The 20,029-nt window shown below is 45.1% G+C and carries 17 protein-coding genes and 3 pseudogenes; 7 read left to right on the top strand and 13 right to left on the bottom strand.

Annotated features, from left to right (window positions below):
- The coding region (locus Xhom_RS18100; protein ID WP_244590775.1) for an IS1 family transposase at positions 1-130 on the top strand (130 nt) is incomplete at its 5' end.
- Positions 131-146: 16 nt separating this feature from the next.
- Here the strand turns inward: Xhom_RS18100 and Xhom_RS33745 are convergent.
- Complete coding sequence (locus Xhom_RS33745; RefSeq protein WP_069315602.1) at positions 147-335, bottom strand: hypothetical protein; 189 nt, start codon at positions 333-335, stop codon at positions 147-149.
- 282 nt (positions 336-617) lie between these two features.
- A complete protein-coding gene (locus Xhom_RS18090; RefSeq protein WP_069315601.1) occupies positions 618-1,304 on the bottom strand; it encodes a helix-turn-helix transcriptional regulator in 687 nt (228 codons plus the stop codon).
- Between the two features lie 195 nt (positions 1,305-1,499).
- On the opposite strand from Xhom_RS18090, the gene Xhom_RS37070 reads away from it, so the two are divergent.
- The 5 genes and pseudogenes from Xhom_RS37070 (at position 1,500) to Xhom_RS18065 (ending at position 5,938) form a co-directional block, all read left to right on the top strand.
- Positions 1,500-1,691 (top strand): DUF1493 family protein, encoded by a 192-nt coding sequence (locus Xhom_RS37070; RefSeq protein WP_232326271.1) that lies wholly within the window; start codon positions 1,500-1,502, stop codon positions 1,689-1,691.
- A gap of 81 nt (positions 1,692-1,772) precedes the next feature.
- Entirely contained in the window at positions 1,773-2,387 is a 615-nt protein-coding gene (locus Xhom_RS18080; protein WP_069315600.1) for a CDP-alcohol phosphatidyltransferase family protein, read from the top strand.
- A gap of 18 nt (positions 2,388-2,405) precedes the next feature.
- Positions 2,406-4,175: pseudogene (locus Xhom_RS18075) on the top strand (bifunctional alpha/beta hydrolase/class I SAM-dependent methyltransferase).
- Between the two features lie 25 nt (positions 4,176-4,200).
- Positions 4,201-5,520 (top strand): phosphatase PAP2/dual specificity phosphatase family protein, encoded by a 1,320-nt coding sequence (locus Xhom_RS18070; protein WP_069315599.1) that lies wholly within the window; start codon positions 4,201-4,203, stop codon positions 5,518-5,520.
- 1 nt (position 5,521) lies between these two features.
- Positions 5,522-5,938 (top strand): hypothetical protein, encoded by a 417-nt coding sequence (locus Xhom_RS18065; protein WP_069315598.1) that lies wholly within the window; start codon positions 5,522-5,524, stop codon positions 5,936-5,938.
- A 207-nt stretch (positions 5,939-6,145) separates the two neighbouring features.
- Here Xhom_RS18065 and Xhom_RS18060 read toward each other — a convergent pair whose 3' ends face one another.
- The 11 genes and pseudogenes from Xhom_RS18060 to Xhom_RS18005 all read right to left on the bottom strand — a co-directional run bounded on the left by Xhom_RS18060 (position 6,146) and on the right by Xhom_RS18005 (position 16,900).
- Positions 6,146-6,661, bottom strand: a complete 516-nt coding sequence (locus tag Xhom_RS18060) for a MaoC family dehydratase (RefSeq protein ID WP_069315597.1) — start codon at positions 6,659-6,661, stop codon at positions 6,146-6,148.
- Positions 6,658-7,602 (bottom strand): ornithine cyclodeaminase family protein, encoded by a 945-nt coding sequence (locus tag Xhom_RS18055; protein WP_069315596.1) that lies wholly within the window; start codon positions 7,600-7,602, stop codon positions 6,658-6,660. The genes Xhom_RS18060 and Xhom_RS18055 overlap by 4 nt, the downstream gene beginning before the upstream one ends.
- Before the next feature lie 2 nt (positions 7,603-7,604).
- Complete coding sequence (gene dmpG / locus Xhom_RS18050; protein ID WP_069315595.1) at positions 7,605-8,606, bottom strand: 4-hydroxy-2-oxovalerate aldolase; 1,002 nt, start codon at positions 8,604-8,606, stop codon at positions 7,605-7,607.
- Between the two features lie 13 nt (positions 8,607-8,619).
- Positions 8,620-9,498 carry an acetaldehyde dehydrogenase (acetylating) gene (locus tag Xhom_RS18045; RefSeq protein WP_069315594.1) on the bottom strand — a complete coding sequence of 293 codons (879 nt, stop codon included), beginning with the start codon at positions 9,496-9,498 and terminating at the stop codon, positions 8,620-8,622.
- Positions 9,495-10,358, bottom strand: coding sequence for an HpcH/HpaI aldolase/citrate lyase family protein (locus tag Xhom_RS18040; protein ID WP_069315593.1), 864 nt, complete (start codon positions 10,356-10,358; stop codon positions 9,495-9,497). Before Xhom_RS18040 ends, Xhom_RS18045 begins: the two co-directional genes overlap by 4 nt.
- A complete protein-coding gene (locus tag Xhom_RS18035) occupies positions 10,355-11,578 on the bottom strand; it encodes an 8-amino-7-oxononanoate synthase family protein (protein ID WP_069315592.1) in 1,224 nt (407 codons plus the stop codon). Before Xhom_RS18035 ends, Xhom_RS18040 begins: the two co-directional genes overlap by 4 nt.
- On the bottom strand, positions 11,575-12,438 hold the full coding sequence (locus tag Xhom_RS18030; protein WP_232326270.1) for a cupin-like domain-containing protein: 864 nt from the start codon (positions 12,436-12,438) through the stop codon (positions 11,575-11,577). Before Xhom_RS18030 ends, Xhom_RS18035 begins: the two co-directional genes overlap by 4 nt.
- A 40-nt stretch (positions 12,439-12,478) precedes the next feature.
- The gene (locus Xhom_RS18025) at positions 12,479-13,702 is read right to left on the bottom strand and encodes an MFS transporter (protein WP_232326268.1); all 1,224 of its coding nucleotides are present in this window, start codon (positions 13,700-13,702) and stop codon (positions 12,479-12,481) included.
- A 1,361-nt stretch (positions 13,703-15,063) separates the two neighbouring features.
- A complete protein-coding gene (locus Xhom_RS18015) occupies positions 15,064-15,468 on the bottom strand; it encodes a DUF1801 domain-containing protein (protein WP_069315590.1) in 405 nt (134 codons plus the stop codon).
- A gap of 159 nt (positions 15,469-15,627) precedes the next feature.
- Positions 15,628-15,884 (bottom strand): annotated as a pseudogene (locus tag Xhom_RS18010) (CcdB family protein).
- Between the two features lie 24 nt (positions 15,885-15,908).
- Positions 15,909-16,900: pseudogene (locus Xhom_RS18005) on the bottom strand (arsenic resistance protein).
- A 961-nt stretch (positions 16,901-17,861) separates the two neighbouring features.
- On the opposite strand from Xhom_RS18005, the gene dauA reads away from it, so the two are divergent.
- Complete coding sequence (gene dauA / locus Xhom_RS17995) at positions 17,862-19,556, top strand: C4-dicarboxylic acid transporter DauA (RefSeq protein WP_069315588.1); 1,695 nt, start codon at positions 17,862-17,864, stop codon at positions 19,554-19,556.
- Positions 19,557-20,029 lie beyond the last annotated feature (473 nt).

The raw sequence follows: 20,029 nt of genomic DNA, 5'->3' as shown, positions 1-20,029 counted from the left end.
AGAGAGAACGAATTTAACTCAGCGTACTCGAGTAAAAAGACTGAATAGAAAAACTATCAGTTATTCAAAATCCGAAGAAATGCACGATAAGGTGATAGGAACTTTTATTGAGCGTGAGTACTATTTTTGATATTCAATCTAACTATTTAATACATGACCGCGGGTTGTCCATCACCAATAAAACTGTCATCAACGATATGAGTTTTGAACTTATTATGCGCCTCAGCATAATCATCTGAGCGCAATTTAAAACTGTAATTGTCTTCATTACATGCTGAGAGTAAAAAACTAAAAATAAGAGGAGTGAATCTCAACCAACGGTAAGGTTTCTTCATAAATTCTACCTTAATAAGTCATTGTTAATGATTTGTATTTTCTTCTCCTATTATTACCATGTCGCTTTAATCCTTAAAAGCGACAAAAAACAAAAATGTAAACACATCATTATCCGAATAGTTTTTACCGAATTAGAAAAAGCATTAAGGTAAATTTTGCAGACATGGATAATATTTAATCATTCATGCGGTTATCCTGAAGATGGTTTTAATTTAAAAATGAAATAAAATACCACGAAAAGCGATCCATGTATAAAAGCCAAATACCTATCCCATCCAGCACTAATTCGATATTTTCTCCCTTTCCCGCCACTCTTTAAGTAATGATTGTCTTGATCGGGGATAAGCTTGTTTTTCTGTCTTCAGGTGGATAATTCTATCCGACCTGAAATGGCGAAATGTTTTACGTAATTCACACCAGCCAACAACAATGCTGATATTTTCAAAATATCCTAACGCGAATGGCCATATCGTTCTTTCTGATTGATTTCCTTTTAGATCCAGATAAGAAAATGTGATTTTATGTCTGTGGCTGATCGCTTGTCGTATCTGCTGAATATCAACAAAAGGTTGAACTGTTGTGGAAGCTGACCCGACCAATAATGAGCTGGTTTCCAGAAATTGTTTTAATTCTGTGGGGATTACCGCTGCAATTTTACTTATTGCACTGTTTGCCGATGCTTTTAACTGTGGGTCTGCACGTTTAGCCACCCAGCTGGCGCCTAATGCCAAAGCGTCTATTTCATTTTGCGTAAACATCAGCGGTGGTAACACAAACCCCGGCCGTAAAACATAACCTATACCCGCTTCGCCTTCGATAATTGCCCCTTGAGACTGCAAGGTAGCAATATCACGATAGAGTGTTCTTAAACTGATATTTAGTTTTTGCGCCAATACTTTTCCCTGTACGGGGAAGTGATAACTACGCAAAATTTCCATAAGAGATAACAAACGCTGTGTCCTAGACAAAATTCCCCTCGCATTCCCAAAGGGAAAAGCTTAAAAGTAAAAAGATGAAGGGGATATTAAAGGATTTAGAGCAAAGTGACTATCCACACTCTAAGACCCCGTTTGTAAAAAATAAATTATGGCAATTAGATCTTAATACCAGTTTGACAACGGGTTCACATCCATATATTTGGGAAACAATAAAAGAAATTATGGATGGTTATTTTAAAACATTTTAGGTTGATAAAGAAAGGTTCAATATTCTCAATATACTGGCCAGAAGAACCAAGTTGTCTCCCGAATTTCTTGCTGCCTAAATCCATGATAATACCTTATACTGAACCTGAGCCATTGACCTTGAAAAGGCTTGCCGAGTCAGCCAAAGCAGGAAGATGGATCTGCAAATAGTGCTATCTCCGTTATAGCCTATTACTTCTTTTATTTTATTAATATTAACGATGATTTGACCACTAAAGGATCTAGGGCAACATGACTATATATGATTTGAAACCACGTTTCCAAAATCTACTCCGTCCCATCGTAATCTATCTGCACAAGCAAGGAGCCTCCGCGAATCAGGTCACATTAACCGCCCTTTTCCTGTCTATTTTTATCGGTTTATTGTTGAGTCTATTTCCTTCATCCAATCTCTATTGGCTGCTGCCTGTTTTTCTTTTTGTTCGCATGGCGCTGAACGCTATTGATGGCATGTTGGCACGTGAGCACAACCAACAATCCCATCTTGGTGCCATTTATAACGAATTGGGAGATGTAGTCTCGGACGTGGCACTTTATCTTCCTTTCTGTTTTCTACCCGAAGTAAACAATGTGAGCCTGCTGGTTATTTTATTCCTCACCATTCTCTCTGAGTTCGTTGGTGTATTGGTTCAAACAATCGGGGCATCACGTCGCTATGATGGCCCAATGGGAAAAAGTGATCGCGCTTTTGTCTTTGGGTGTTATGGATTGATAATCGCGATTTTTCCTTCGACCCTGAGCTGGAGTAGTTATTTGTTCCCCTTCATGATTATTTTGCTCTTGATGACTTGCTACCAGCGCATTGTCAAAGCGTTGCGTGAAACCAATCAAACCGTACAATCATAATCCAAATAAGGTATTCATATGACGCCGTCATCCAGCCAACGTATTGCTGAAGAACATTATTTCACCACATCAGATAATACCTCCCTGTTTTACCGTTACTGGCCACAGGAACAACGCCATGCAGAGCGAGCGATTATCATCTTTCACCGTGGTCATGAACATTCAGGACGAATCCAACATATCGTTGATGAGCTTGCTCTCCCTGATGTTGCCATGTTTGCGTGGGACGCCCGTGGACACGGAAAAACAGAGGGAGCACGCGGTTATAGCCCATCAATGGGCACATCAATTCATGATGTGGATGAGTTCATCAGATTTATTGCCACGGAATACGATATTGCCATGGAAAATATCGTGGTTATCGGCCAAAGCGTTGGGGCAGTGTTGATATCTGCATGGGTACACGATTATGCCCCTAAAATCCGCGCCATGATCCTTGCTGCCCCCGCGTTTGATATTAAATTATATGTTCCTTTCGCCACACAAGGGCTGCACCTCATGCAAAAAGCATGAGGTGTTTTCTTTGTTAACTCTTATGTGAAAGCGAAATTTTTGACACATGATCAAACCAGAATTGCTTCTTATAATAATGATCCATTAATTACCCGGGAAATCGCGGTCAATATTCTATTGGAACTTTACCAAACCGCAGAACGGGTAGTTAAAGATGCCGCAGCCATTACACTTCCCACTCTGTTGTTTATTTCAGGTAGTGATTATGTTGTGAATTCAAAGCCACAACATCAATTTTATCAACAACTCACGAGCCCAATAAAAGAGAGATATGTGATGGAAGATTTCTATCACGATACACTGGGCGAAAAACATCGCCACCTAGCTTTTGACAAGATCAGGACCTTCATTGAACGCATTTTCTCTATTCCACGCTATCAACATGATTACAGTCATGAAGATATCTGGAGTAATACTGCGGATGAATTTCGCTCTTTAGTGACACCATTACCCCGTTTCAGCCCGAAAAATTTTATTTATCAATTGATGAGAAAAGCAATAAACACTCATGTGGGCAGAGCTTCTGAAGGCATACGCATCGGGCTTGAAACAGGGTTTGATTCCGGCTCTACACTTGATTATGCCTATCGCAATCAACCGCAGGGCAAAGGACTTTTGGGGCGGGTACTGGATAAGTACTATCTGAGCAACATTGGTTGGCGAGGTATACGACAACGTAAAATTCATCTTGAGACATTGATTCGCCATGCTATTTGCAACCTCCATAAACAAAATATGCCTGTTCATATCGTTGATATCGCTGCCGGTCACGGACGTTATATTTTTGATGCAATTAACGAATTCAGCAAAGTTGATTCCATTTTGCTCAAGGATTACAGCGAACTCAATGTAACTCAAGGACAGGCTTACATTGCAGAACGTCATTTAACAGACAAGATCAAGTTTATTATTGGTAATGCCTTCGATGCCGAAAGTATCGCTGCCACAACGCCAGCCCCGACACTCGGTATTGTCTCTGGTCTATATGAATTATTCCCTGATAATGACTTAGTCAGGGATTCTCTGCGTGGACTTGCCGACGCCATTACAGAAAATGGTTATCTGATATACACAGGGCAACCCTGGCATCCTCAACTCGAAGTTATTGCCCGCGTTCTTTCCAGTCACCGTAAAAATCAACCGTGGATTATGCGTCGCCGTACACAAGGTGAAATGGATGCCTTGGTGGAAAAAGCCGGATTTGAAAAACTGTACCAGTTAACAGATAACTGGGGCATCTTTTCTGTTTCGATTGCCAGACGTCTTCACCGCTAAGAATAAATACGGGATAAAACACTTCATGCATTTCTCTTTTGATAGCCGACAACGCTTATGGATAACCGCCGTTATCTGGTTGTTATTTCTGGTACCGTTCTTCTTTCTTACATACGGTCAAGTTAACCAATTCACTGCTCATAGAGATGATGTTCATGTTGTGGCATTCAGTTGGGAGCATAATATCCCTTTCTGGCCATGGACGATTATTCCTTACTGGAGCATCGATCTGTTCTATGGGATATCGCTATTTATCTGTACCAATCGCCGTGAACAGTGGATTCATAGCTGGAGACTCGTGACGGCGTCACTTGTTGCCTGCACTGGATTTTTGTTATTTCCATTAAAGTTTTCGTTTTCACGCCCTGTCACTGAAGGCATTTTTGGATGGTTCTTTGAACAACTGGAATTATTTGATTTGCCTTATAATCAAGCTCCTTCTCTGCATATTATGCTGCTATGGTTACTTTGGCTGCGCTATTCTGCAAATTTGCATGGCTACTCGCGCCATTTGTTGCATGTTTGGTCTATTTTGATTGCATTATCTGTTTTAACCACATGGCAACATCACTTTATTGATATCATCACAGGCTTTGCCGTTGGCATAATAATCAGTTACTTATTACCTATTTCACATCGATGGCAATGGCAATCTAACCAAGATCACTACGCGTGGAATTTATGCAGTTATTATCTGGCAGGCAGTATATTATTTGCACTTCCTGCTAGTTTTTTAGGTGGAGCTTTTTGGATATTACTGTGGCCTGCCATATCGTTACTGGTGGTGGCACTCGGTTATGCAGGATTAGGTAGCTCCGTGTTCCAAAAACAGCCGGATGGAAAAATGTCACTGTCTGCACGCTGGCTACTGGCACCGTACCAATTGGGTGCCTGGTTCTCTTATCTCTGGTTCCGGCGTAAAAGCGCTCCTTTCAATAAAATAACAGAAGGAATTATTCTCGGCAGCCTGCCACGTAACTCCACCATGACAGTCTGTGTACTTGATATGACCGCAGAATGGCACAGAAAACCCTATGTACAGATAACTAACTATATTTGCCAGCCACAAATTGACTTGCTGCCACTAACCCCCGAAGCTGTACAATCTGCGGTTTGTTCACTGGGTAAGTTACATCAGCAGGGAGAGGTATTCGTACATTGTACGCTCGGTTTATCCCGTAGTGCGATGGTCGTAGCAGCATGGTTGCTGAAACAGCACCCTGAGTATGATATATCCACAGTGGTCAATATTCTGCGCGAAGCCAGACCCCATGTCACATTCAGGCAAACACACCTCAATGTATTGACTCTATGGGCAGAATCTTATTTGGGACGGAGGATCTGATATGAATTCGGAAAAATTAAATTGTGAATATCTGACCAGTCAGGTGATGATTGTTACATTAAAAAGCTGGCGATTCATATCAGCACTTTCAGTACTTTCCATCCTGATCGCAACAGTAATATTAATGGCTAACTTAAATAACATCACTCTCTATGCAGTGTTGCTATTCACCGCCCTGTTTTGCCAATATTATTGCTGGCGTCTTTGGTTGGATTGTCACTATTTTCAGATCCTCAATTTGTACCCTGAAAAAAGCGCCGAGTTTGATCAGGCATTATCACTGATATTTAATAAATCACCAAAATCACAAACTATGAATACTCGTTTCTATGGTGCAGTCAGGCTATTAAAACGGGCAACTGTTAGTTTAATCCTGCAATGGGGAGTATTTTTTCTGTTTTTGCTGGCGACATCCTGACTCATTGAGTTAAAGGCTGCTTTAACCTTCAAATAAGAAACAGAGTGATCTATTCTGCCTCTACTGAATAAATCGCCCTGTTTGCTAAAATCCGACGCGCTGGGTTTTCGGTTAGAAACAATATATTCAGCTAAGTAGTTCTGAGCCAAATCAACAAGTACGCTCTCAATATTCAATCCACTCTCAGCACCAAGTTGTGGCCCCCGGCTAAATCCTGTGAGGGTGACTGTTAGAAAGATCTGCGCGGCAGAAAACCATGAAGGACCTTTCAAAAGTGATGACCGTTTCTCCTGTCGACTTGATGCCAACTGTCTCTACTGTGATGATCCCTTTGCCAGGACGAGAGTTTGAATGGCGTTTAGCCAGGATCTTGCTGGTAGCATAGAGGGTATCGCCGACGAAAAGCGGGTCTTTCAAGCGCACTTTGTCCCATCCTAAGTTGGCTACCGCACGAGCCGATAACGCCTGAACAGTCATGCCGCTGACCAGAGCCAGAGTGATGCTACTGTTCACCAAAACCTGACTATATTCGCTCTTAGCGCCGTAAGCCTGATCAAAATGCAGCGGATGCTGATTCATCGTCAGTAAGGTTAGCCAGGTGTTGTCGGCCTCAGATATAGTACGGCCAGGCCAGTGTTTAATGACCATTCCAGGCTCGAAGTCCTCATAGTCTCCGCCATGCTCTTCGATGTATTCGTTCTTGCCGATCTGTCTTAGTGTCATATGTTCTCCGGGGGGACGTACAAGGCTAGCGCAGCGGCGGTGTCCTCAATAGCCAGTCCTACACTGCGGAACAAGGTGATTCTGCCTTCCTCTACAGCCGATTCGCCAAGGATCAGCGCGCCGAGTTCATGCAGCTCTTCTGACTGAATGTACCCGAGAAGGAGAGCAGCCCGGATTTCTCCCGCCTCTTCCTGAGCAGCAGAACTCTTTTCTACGGCAACAAACGCACTTTTCAGCAAGGCAGGGGCAACTTCAATGGCGTCTTCATGGGTACCACCGATGATATTCAAGTGTGCCCCTGGAGCCACCCAATCAGCCTCTATCAGAGGTACACTGGAGCTGGTTGACGTGGTGGTGCAGATGATCTCGGCACCGCGTACTGCTTCGAACACCGAGTCACATACGGTGACCTTAATCCCCGTAACCGTGCGAGCCCACTGCACGAACTCGGTAATTCTAGTCGCTGAACGGGAAAAAATCCGAACCGAGCGGATCTTGCGTACGACCAGCATCGCCTGTAGTACAGCGCGTGCTTGAACTCCAGCACCGAGGATGGCAAGGTCACCGGCATCGACGGGAGCACACAGGTTGGTTGCCAGACCGGCAACAGCGCCGGTTCTCACTGCCGTCAAATCTGCGCCGTCAAACAACGCAATCACCTGCCCAGTGTTGATGTTTGTAAGCACGACAATACCGTGGATCAAAGGAAGCCCTTGACCTGAGTTACCCAGGGTGAGTGTAGTGATCTTGACACTGGCCACACCACGTTGCATCCAAGCCGCCGGACTGATCAACATCTCAGACGGACCATGCTGCAATAAGAGCCGCGCCGGTGATTGTTCTCTACCGGCACTCAGGTCGCGGAAAACATCAGTCAGTGTTGTCATCACCTGCCGAAATCGGTCATCACCAGACATTTCATCCGCGTTGATTATTTTCATCGTCACAAAGTCACCTTTCTTAACCCAGCAACAACCTCGGCGATAAGGTCTTCCTGCCCGGCAATGACCTGCCGTTTTCCAAGTTCGAAGAACACATCGCGAGGATCTACCCCTGCTGTACCTGCTCGCTCCATGACAGGATTTTTGAAACCCGAGAATACGCCGGCCAGACCACTGACGATGCCCAGTGAATCAATCACTGGCGGAGCCAGCATTAATTCTCGGGCCGCAAGGTCAGCGGCATCAAGAAGATCATAAAGACTAATGCCGGTCGTGAATCCTAAACGTTCCAGAACGGGAACCAACACTTCCAGTTGGGTATTGCCTGCCCCGGCACCGAACCCCCGGGAGCAGCCATCGATTATTGTAGCTCCGGCTTGAGCAGCAGCCACCGAATTAGCTACTGCCATCCCCAAATTGTTGTGTCCGTGAAAAATCAGAGGCACCTCGACCGCCGTCCGCAACGCCGTAATACGCGCAGTGACGTCCGGGAACAAAAGATGGCCCGCAGAGTCCATGATGCCGACAGCTTGTGCCCCATAATTCACTAATAAAGCTGCTTGTTCGGCCAACTGTATAGGGCTGGCCATATGACTCATCATTAATACCGCATGCACCTCCGCCCCCATCTCACGCAACCATCCCAGGTGGCGTTCAGCCAGAGTGGCTTCCGTGCAATGGATGCCGATACGCACCACATCAGCGCCGTGTGCAAGGGCTTTCGATAAGTCGGCAATGGTGCCCCAGCCTGGCAGCATGAATACGCCCATCCTACTGTTTTTCAAGACCTCCCGTACGGTGATCAGCATTTCGTCGTCATTCAACACAGCACGACCAACCTGGTACGAAGAGGCTCCAAGCCCATTGCCATGGCCCACCTCGACAACCGAAATACCTGCTTGGTCGGCGGCTGTCGCATAGTTCCGCAACTGCGCAGCAGTAAGTTGGTGTTTCACCGCGTGCTGGCCGTCACGCAAGGTTGAATCATGAATTAAGATTGTCATCAGCCCCCCTTACCTATACCACTAGGCTCTGAGATTGGTACTGGTGAGCCGCATACTGCTCGGCAACCAGGATAGCAGCAGAATTAATGATATCCAGATTCCCGGCGTATTCTGGCATCACCTTGCTGCTCGCGACCACTTCTAAAGAGATAAACACGCGCCCGTCAATGACACGGCAAGCGGTGAGCGTATAACCCGGTGCAAACGCCCGAACTTTATCAGCCGCCGCTGCAACAACCGAGCTAACCTTTTCGGTCGTTGCCCCAACTATCCCCGCAAAGATAGTTACCCTGAACATGGCAGGTGGCACGGCTGGACTGATGTTGAGGATCGCCTTGGTATTTGGTACGCCCGTGAAAGTACTGAGTGCAATTTGCGTGGTTTCTACGTATTCGTCGATGTTAATCCTTGTGGCCCGCCCCACGCTATTGCTGGCTACTGTTGCCACCACCTCGATATCTTCAATCTGAAAACGTTGGCTGAGTGCATGTACGATCGGTATCGACGCCTGTCCACCGCAGCTGATCAAACTGACATGGCGATCTGTCAACGCGTCTGCGCCAGTCACGGTCGGTACTATCATCTGCCCCAGGTGACAGGGGGTCAGGTTTATAAGTAGGGTTCCAAGGGGACGCAGCCGTTCCCAGTGTTCGACATGCGACATCGCGTTGGTCGCGTCGAATACCACATCGAATGGTTCTGGGGCTGCCAAGATTGCGTCAATACCGTCGGCGCTAGTCGGGTAGCCAAACCGAGCTGCGATGTCAAAACCAGCTGAGTGCTGATTACGTCCGGCCAACAAGCGACAATTGAGGGTGAGTGAACGATGGATTTTGTTGATCAGGTCCATACCGATAGCCCCGGTCCCGATGACGGCTACAGAAATAGTCATATACTCCCCTTACCGAAACGAGCGGCCCAAGCCTCTCCTGATTGTATAGTACTGTGAGCTAGACGGGCAAATGGCGGGCCAACCATGCATCCATCCAGCAACGCTATTCCCCCAGCTGCTGCCTGCACGGCGTCGGTTATTCGGCGCGCGGCCAGTAATTTCTCTTCACAGGGCCGTAACGCCAAATTGATCAGGTCAAGTTCGCCGGGATGGACAGTAGCTTTGCCGTGGAACCCCAATTCTCTGGCTCGCTGAACTTCATCGGCCAGCACCTCAGATTCAGAAAGACGATAATTCGCGGTATCAATACAGCCAATACCATATCTGGCACTCGCCAACGCCATCGCCTGACGGGCGGCCAGCATTCCAGACCAGGTGATCTCCACACCGAGGGTAGCAGCCAGATCCGCTGAACCCAAAATCAGTCCATCCGCCACAGCGGCGAGTTTATCAAGATCAGTGATCGCTTCCACGGTCTCAATTGTGAGGTAGATTTCTGGGTATTTCCCGGTAGAAGCCAGTGTTTCCCGCAATAGGATGACCTCTGTTGGGGACTTTACCATGGACATCACGATAAACCCCGGAGTCACGCTACTTTCATTGAGCATGACAAGGTCATATACAGCATCAATCGTACCAAATGCGTTGATTCGCACGGCGATATTCGAGGGCTGGGGTGCATTATCCAAGGCTGTACGGCAGAGGGTCCTTGCCTCGGCCCTGAATGGGCCTGGTACGGAGTCTTCCAGATCAATCAAATGCACATCGGCATCGTAAGACCACGCTTTAACCACGCGATCCAGTGACAAGGCTGGCGTATACAGAATGCTGCGTGGAATTGCTCGTCCACTACCCATCATTGGACTGCCCTCACATCAAAGAATATTCTGCACAAATGGCGTATCTGTTCCTCAGTTTGTCCGGCACGCATCATCACCCGCAAACCCGCAGTACCTTTGGCAACAATGGGGAAAAACACCGGAGACACATAAAAACCAGCCTCTAATATCTGGCGTCCTGCGTCTATAACCCTTTCATCACTCACAGGAACTAACCGTATTGGGTAAGTCTGTCCGCTTTGCGTTGTGGGGATGAGAGAATCGAATAGTGCGATGTTGTTGTACAGCTTCTTCTGCAATATTGGTAATTCAGCGGTACGGTGAATTTCTGCTGAAGCTAAGCTGGCACCGACGGCGGCAGTGTTCAGGTTCTGTGAGTAATTCAGACCACCACCAAATCGTTCAACCAGGCGTAACACAGACTGCGGGTAGTTATTGAGCAAGATAGCTGCTCCACTGGTACCAAAAGCTTTGTTGAGTGTGACAACCATGATGGTGTTCTCATTCAACGCCGGACTGTGTGATCGAACATAACCGATGCCGCGCTCACCATAGGCTGAAATTGAATGCGAATCATCGTAGAACACCAACAGGCCGTATTTATCTTGCAGTTCGGCCAATTCCCTAACCGGTGCATAACCGCCGAGACTGTCGCTACCGTCGACGACGTAGCAAACCCGTTCATATTTCTTGCAGCTATCTTCAATGAAATTCAGGTCATGGTAGTTACAGGTAACGACCTCGGTTTCATCAGCACAGGCGGGTTTAGCGGCAGCTAGCGACACATGAGCATGCTTGTCAAAGATCATTAAAGGTCGATTACCGTTACCTAAATGTCCGGAAGCGATGAGGGGTAGCAAACCACCGCTGATACTGCTGGCCGACACGCCACTGAGGACATCAGCACCGAATAGCTCACCCAGAGACTCTTCCAGTTCCTTCAAGGCAGGAATTTGTACCCGGCTGCGGGCAATACAGTGATCAAGGACGCCATATCGGCGCACTGCATCAAGGGCACCTTCAATAACCTTATGATGCGAGTCCAGATTCAAATAGGAACAGCAACTGAAATTTACGAACTGATGACCGTGACGGATATGCAGGAGATCATTGTCAAGGTCGGCGACAATTCCAGCAAGTCCGTGGTGTTCTGACATATCCCAGAATGGATTACCAACGCTAATAGCTTTGTCGTTGTTACGGAATTTGTTGGCTGGAATAATATTCTTACGATAGGTCATTTATTTCCCCTCCCCCTAGTAGACTCTGACTCTGGTTGGTAGTTGTAGACGCCTTTGAGCTTACGGTAGACCGCGGTGTATAGTGCAGAATAGAGAACATACGGTCTGAGCAGGATTTTCAAATCCCACAGCCAGAAATTAATATTGATGTTCAGCTCGTCTAACGATTCGGCCTGATGCCACCATCCCAAAGGCAGGTAGAGCATTTCACCGGGTTCTAAGATAACCTCGCAGCGCTGCGGGATTTTTGCCGCGAGCCGGGGAAAACGCTGAGGGTCAACGTTGTCAAAATCGAAAACCTGAGATTTGTCGCCGAAGCCATGCCAGACAGAACGCGGGTAGTAGTCCCGCCTGCCTGGGGGCAGCAAGATGAACTTCTTTCTGCCCAGCAGGGCGATGTTGAAGTTCTCCAGTTCATCGAAGTGGCTTTGCGTGAATACGCCATGGTAACTGACCCACAAGTTGGCGGCATGGAGCCCCCTGCGTGAAGCCAGCAGTGAAAATGCATCAAAACCGAGGAGAGCATTGATGTCTTCTGGATTGTGCATGATATTGGAAACAATACGATACCATGTACTATCGTCGGCACGGTATTCCTCATTTTCCAGAAAGTGACGGAGCTGAACTTTCGTGGTCTGCCATCGCTCGGTATTTTGCTTATTATTGGGCTCTCTGAATAGTGTTACGTTGTTGTCACCCAATTGCTGCGCGATGAGAGTCTTAACATTAGTGGTGACGTCAAAAGGTAAGTGAGTGATAATCACGGGTACGTCAGCCCGGATAATTGCTTCAACACCAAAGGCAACAAATTCATTGAAAGTGATGCGTGGGGCTGGAACGCCCATTGATGACTGATTCACAATTGCTGCCTCTCTTGTTTCAGTAAGATAGGGATAAATCTCATGGAATTAACCTCTTGTGAAGATAAGTCCGACCGATAACGCTGGCTAACAAGGCGATGGCTCCACCGCCAACAGCCATCCAGGCAGCTTGGCTAAAACCACCCAGATCAGAAAGTTTCCCCCCTACCGATACCCCCACGGAAAAACCAAGCCATCCAGCGCTGGAAAGCCAGGCAAAACCCTCTGATAGGGCACCTTTGGGAGTCAACGATCCCAAGAGAGTGCTGCTGGAAATTAATACAGGAGCCACCGAGATACCCGCAATAAAAACGCTGATCCCCATAACTACTGAGGTAGTGGTGAGCGCAAGAGGAATGGTGCCCGCGCATAGCGCGGCCGACGTAAACAACAGCAACCAGGATGGTTGCAGAGACCAGTTCATCGCACCGTAACAGAGGCCACCAACGAGACTACCCACGGCACAGATTGACAATAGTACCCCTGCGAGCGCCGGAGTCTGTTGTGCCTGAGAAAAGGCGATCATCATCACATCGACCGAGCCAAGAAATATGCCCACTGCGGCATAGGAAATCATTAACATACGTACCCATGGCATGCTAATGGCTCTGCTTTCATATTTGTCGTCTCTCTTTTGCACTGTAACAGGCTCAGATTGCCGATGTAGCACAAGGGCTACAGAACCACTAAGTGTGAGCACTGCGCAGAAAACCAGACCGACAGCGGGATGGAATGTCGTGGAGAGAACGATGGCTATTAATGGTCCCAATAGGAAAATAACTTCATCGATCACTGTTTCCAGAGCATATGCAGTTCTCAGGGCGTCATCGGCAATCATGGCAGCCCACCGGGTACGAATAAATCCATCAACCGGAACAGCCGAACAACCAGCGCAGATAGCAGAGGCTAATATCATCCATAGAGGTAAATTCAGTAGCACCGAGGCAAGGAGTGCGGTAATTGCAAGGCAGTGGCAGCAACAGGAGACGAGTAACACATTTCGCTGGCTGAATCGGTCGGCAAGCCTACCCAATACCGGACTGGCTACTCCCTGAGCTATCATCAATGCCCCAGCGACAGTCCCCGCGGTGGACAACGAATGGGTGACTGCGGAAATCAGCATTAAGCAGCAAATGGAGCGCATGGCTACCGGAAATCGAATGACCATGCCGGACAACGAGAGCAATGCGTGTCCGGGAAAAGACAACAAGCGGACATAGGAGCCGAAACTAAATTTAGGCTCAGGAGGATTTATTGCTGCCAAGGTGTCCTCACTACATTGGGATTTGGGGTTGATATGTAAGTATTGGGATTATTGTTTTAGCAGGTCAAGGGGCTAACTCGCTCAATGTTATTAACATGTTATTAAGATCACAATATATGTTATAAATATGTTATTTAAATCACGAATGCAATAGGAAACATGTTGGTACATGGAAGTTCTGTTATTGCGACAGCCGTTGAAGGATGGGGCTTTACGGCGGACAGGGTAATTTAGGGAAACACATTAAAGCTGGCGGGTGGACCGGCGGCTGATAAAGAATAGCAGCAGATCTGCAATATGATGGATCACCGCCCAGTTCAGGCAATCTGAAATAACGATAGCTTTATGGCTATCTCTTGACTAACGGTGTCCGTTTTAAAAGCACGAAAGAAATTGAGAACCAATAGCCTGAATACCAGAGAGTGATCAGAGAAAGGCGAGAGCTTTACCGGAAGAGTGGGGAAGAAGTTGCTGAAAACATCCTCACCCAATCTGATCTACACTAACCTATTTTATATTTTTGCCACAGATTAGTTAACTCACGTAAGATTTAAACGCAATAAAATCAAATACCCTATGATTTGTATAGCCGTTAGCGGGATGATTAAAGATAAGGAGGATATGAAATCAAACCCAATCATTACATTATAAAGAACTATCCCTAAATTCAATATGTTCGCAATCAGAAAAAAATTTCTTTTATCTTTGGTGATTATATAGAGCACAAACATAATTAATCCAAAGATAAAAAAATAAAAGAAAACTATCAAAATGCCTAAAAAAAGCCAACTGTTAAAAAAATGTTCCGGCATTCCTGATTCATAAATCATTATGAAAGATATTATAATCATGGTGATTATTGATAGCCCTTCAAATACAAAAAAAACAAAAAAATTATTTTTCATAAAATCCATATTATTTTGATATAACCACTCTACTTTATAAAATAGCTCATTCATTAAGTTATCTATCACAAATAATATAGAATAACGGCAAAAAATAATAGCATCCTATTCCGATTTTTTGTCTTTTATTGCCTCAAAAAGAATAAACCATCATTGAATATTACCCGTTTAGAAATGGATATCTTAGTGACGGTTTAACCAGAATTCAGGTTAAGTATTAAAAATTCGTTGGCATTAGCAGGCAGGATTAGCTTCATGAACTACCATACTTAAATTGGTTTATTTTTACCCATGATTAGTTAGCTATATAAAGTAAAAATCACTTCATAGGCAACTTATGGTATTCATATTTATCAAACAGATCGCATCCCATGCCTTGAAATTGGGTCTCCTGCCTGAGGGACATTGTGGAGGTACATATTTTTATCGTCAATATCTGTTTTCTGAATGAAGTCTTTATCTTTTTTTCCTCAACTTATAAGTGAGTGACATTTCAATACATATACTCAACTCATCTGTTGGCAAATCGGCTTTTGGATCCAAAACTATTGCTCTATTTTTTGAATAATTCAGTTCGGGAAAAAGTGTCCTGAACGTATCAACCAATGTGGTCTGACAGTGAAAAAAAATAGCCACATGCGAGTCACCGAAACGATCCAATCGGATTGTTGTTCCCGATCCAGTTTCAAGAGTAAGATAACTAGGTTGCCCCCATTTCAAGGTTTCAGTCATTGAGCCTACCCCTTCCGTCTTTGATGCAACGTCAAATATTAACGCTCTTAGCGTCAGTAGCAGTTTTTTATATCGTTCAGGATAATGATTAAATACCGAGTGAACTGCGTTACTTTGAAATGCTTTCATAAGACTGCTGCCTTATTCATTTAATTATGTGACACCAGTAGGAAAAATTACTGAGCATATCTTCCGATTCTAAAATAATTATCAGCTTAGTTATACTGTTATAAAATTATGGGTATTCGCCTAAATCCACACTGCTTTTTCTCAGGCAATTATATTCAATCAAAACCCATCAAACAGAAAATCCATTGCATTTTTAATCAGTTTCCGATGTGAGATAACATTGTTACCTCACTTCCTAACATAGAGAGCCTGATGTTCGCCATTTCATGAATCATAACCAAGCACTCCTTACCATCAATAATGAGTGTAGGACATAATCGAGTCGAAACCTGTCCATTAAAATTTGATTTCGGGAATAATGGAATGACCAATCTAGTTTCCAGCACGCCTATTATGTCACTCTGAACATCCTGCAAGTATGGATAATCAGAATTTCTTCGTCATAATTTACTGTCTTGGCCGAGCTTCGGTATCAGGCGTATGTAAACCAATTCGCTGATCAGCTCGACTAGCGTTTGCGTCACGATGATGGCCGGCAGCACGGGAATGGCTCCGGGCACTGCCAAGGCTAACGGAAGCACTACCAGGGAATTGCGCGTTCCCGCGCTGAATACCACCGCTCGACCAGCCGCTGCATCAAGGCGGAACAGACGAGAAACCATCCAGACAAGAAGCGGAGCGGTCACTGCAAAAGCTACATACAGCGGAACTACACGCAAGGCGTCCTCGCTTGCAGCTCCGAGCTGAGGCACTACAGCAGCCACAACGATAAACAGAACCAGGGCCGTCGCGGGCACTGGCAGAGCAGGCCAAGGCCGGTGGCGATACGCTGGCCGATATCGCTACGAGCAGCCCAAATCTGCATCATTGCAGCCAGAGTAAGCGGTATGGCAATCAACCATACGAACGCATGAACGAACGGGACCAGATGAACAAGATCGGCCGCCGCACTCCCCAAAAACACGCCGAGATAGGCAGGCAACAGCAGCATTTGAGCAATGAAAAGCGCCGGAGTGGCTGCCAGCAGCAGGCGGCATCAGCACGTCCTAAGTGCGAAAATGTGACCACATAGTCAATGCAAGGTGTCAACAATACGAACAGGACGCCGAGTCTAAGCATAGGGGTCGGGAGGCAGTAACTGAATCAGGACAACCAACAGTAACGGCACTACCAGAAAATTAGTGCCAAGCAGTACGCCAAGAAAACGTATGCGCGTGAAGGCCTGTCCCAGATCGGCAAGCGGCACCTGTAAAAAGGTGACAAAGAGCATCAACGCCAGTGCTGGATTGATCGCGTCTTTAAGGTCAGAGGTGCCAGAAATCGAGAGCGAGATGATAGCCGCAGCCACTACGGCAGCGAAATAAATGATGACTTGGTGGTGTTCGAACTTGTCTCGAAGAACCGGGATGCTGTTCAAGGCGTTTTCCTTTATATACACGTCTATACGTCGTCTTTCAAGTTGCTGCTTTGTCGGCTACTCTCTTACCCAAGTCACATAGTTAGCTATGCTACTGGAATTCGTTCCCTTACCGTCGTTCTGCATCTTGAAATCCATTGTGTTTATGTGAGTATGTTGGGTATATGTGTAATGCTTATTCTTCACGAAAAAATAGCCTTAACACAATAGATTTTATAGATAAATATTGTTCATTAAACAAATAACAAAATCCGAACTGAGTTTAATTAGACTGACCGGCTGTTTTAAAAAACAATTACAGCATTTCCATTTTTTATTTAAAAATTAAAAAAGACCAAATGAATTTTAAAATGACAAATAATCGCCAACAGGAAGGAATTGAACTACTGAATTTTTTAGGCGAAAATATCGCCGCCGATATATAAATAGTTTCTAAATATGTAACAAATATTGTTGACCGAGTATCTCATTATACTACCAATTACCATGGGTCTCAGATAAATTACACCACTCCTCAAACTGAGTACGACGTAAAGGAGGTCAAAATATGGAATACTGTGGATGATAATAATAGGAGCAATACCGGCTTCCGTAAATTTACTCACTACACGAAAGCTGAAAATCTTTATTTTTGGTTTATTTGGGGATTTGTTCTCTTGCCGTCGTGCGGCAACTCGAAATCTATTGGATATAGAACCTATGAAAAGTGGTTGTTCCCAAGCTATGACATATACCGTTTTCCTCTGAAGCACAGATACAAACCACATCACACGTGGATGCCATTAGTATGGGAATTGCTCTGATGAAATACGACTCATCATAGATACTTTTGAGCAATTTCATCTGGAAGATGCCCGAACAATAAGTAACGTAGTTAACTTTTTGACATGCAACACCTTTCTGGTCTGGTAAAAGCGATATTCTAGTATCACTTTTTCAGACTATCATCAATGTCTTACTTTTGGTTTCTATTACAATGAATACTCATAAAATTAAGGGAATACGTCCATTTAGTGCGTTTATTGACGCCTGTTGGAATGAGTCTTACTCTTTTTCCCGTTTAATCAAAGACATAATTGCGGGAATTACTGTGGGGATTATCGCTATCCCACTGGCCATGGCACTGGCAATAGGAAGTGGTGTTGCCCCACAGTATGGATTATATACAGCTGCGATCGCAGGCATTGTGATTGCTATCACCGGAGGATCACGCTACAGCGTTTCGGGGCCAACTGCTGCTTTTGTGGTGATTCTCTACCCTGTTTCCCAGCAATTTGGCTTAAGTGGTCTACTGATCGCGACACTTATGTCGGGTATTATTTTGCTCGTTATGGGGTTAGCACGATTAGGCCGACTGATTGAATATATTCCCCTGTCAGTCACTCTGGGATTTACTTCTGGTATTGCGATCACTATCGCCACGATGCAGGTGCAAAATTTCTTTGGTCTGACGCTGAATCACGTGTCGGAAAATTATATTGATAAAGTGATTGCGCTTTTTCAAGCAATGCCTTCTCTACAGTTGAGCGATACGCTCATCGGTTTGACAACGCTGTTAGTGTTGATTTTCTGGCCAAAAATGAGGGTAAAGTTACCGGGTCACTTACCAGCTTTGATTGCGGGCACCAGCATCATGGGTATCATGCATCTACTGGGCCATGATGTGGCAACGATAGGTTCGTCATTTAGTTATACATTGGCCGATGGTACACAAGGTCAGGGTATTCCGCCGATCCTTCCCCAATTTGTTCTGCCGTGGCATTTGCCTGATGCCCATTCTTTTAACATGAGCTGGAATACGGTATCGGCACTACTGCCCGCTGCGTTTTCTATGGCAATGTTGGGAGCCATTGAGTCCCTGTTATGTGCGGTTATTCTGGATGGTATGACGGGAAAAAAACATCATTCCAACAGTGAGCTGCTTGGTCAGGGAATGGGTAATATTATTGCGCCTTTCTTTGGTGGGATCACCGCAACTGCGGCAATAGCTCGTTCAACCGCCAATGTTCGGGCTGGAGCAACCTCACCGATCGCCGCAGTCGTTCACGCTTTGCTGGTATTATTGACGCTTCTGGTTCTCGCACCGATGCTTTCTTATCTGCCACTTGCAGCGATGTCAGCTATTTTGCTGATTGTGGCATGGAATATGAGTGAGGCACATAAGGTCGTGGATTTAATTCGCCATGCTCCTAAAGACGATATCATCGTCATGCTGCTGTGCCTATCATTGACGGTCCTGTTTGATATGGTGATAGCAATCACGATTGGGATTGTTCTGGCGTCCCTCCTGTTTATGCGCAAAATTGCCAATATGACGCGGATCAGCACCTCTTCGTTAACAAATAGCAACAAAGGTTTGCTGGTTGTTCGGATTAATGGCCCTCTGTTCTTTGCTGCCGCAGAGCGTATTTTTGCGGAATTGAAAGAGAAAGGGACCGATTATAAAACCATCATCATGCAATGGGATGCTGTGCCAGTTCTGGATGCGGGTGGTCTGAACGCCTTCCAGAATTTTGTTAAAGAGGCAGGAGAGGAAAAACATATTGTCGTGTGTGATATCCCTTTCCAACCTTTGAAAACATTAGCACGAGCCAAAATAGCGCCCATTGAAGGGCAATTGAGTTTTCATGCCACATTACCCGGTGCACTGAAGGAAACAGGAGTGGATTGATCTACTATTCAGCAGGTTACCATTCCGGCTACTCTCAATGAATTTCAAGTTGCAGCTTATAAAGCTGCAACTTGAAAAATAAAAGATATAATGCCAAACATATAATATATAAAATACTCTGACTAAAGATAGACATTGCCAGTCTTAATATTTACCAAAGCATTTTTATCTAACATAATCATAACAAAGTAATTAATGACGGACTAATTAAGATAAAAATAAAAAATAATAACTTTAAGTAAATTTAATTATTAATAATTTCATGAAAACAACAATTGGATTTATCATAAACCATGTTTTTTAAATTAGTTCCACTCCAGAAGCGCAGATAACAACGACACCTCGCGTAGATGCTATTAGCATCAGTAGACTGTACTTCCAATCACCACCTAATAGAAATTTCTGGGATGTTCAACCTAATCATACCCCACATTTTACTTTCCACGATAATTATGGAAATCTCTCCAATGAAA

Origin of the sequence: Xenorhabdus hominickii (assembly GCF_002632725.1) — a bacterium.
In the GTDB taxonomy this organism is placed as follows: Bacteria; Pseudomonadota; Gammaproteobacteria; order Enterobacterales; family Enterobacteriaceae; genus Xenorhabdus; species Xenorhabdus hominickii.
Note: the sequence above shows the minus strand (reverse complement) of the source record. Positions and strands in the feature narration are given on the sequence as shown.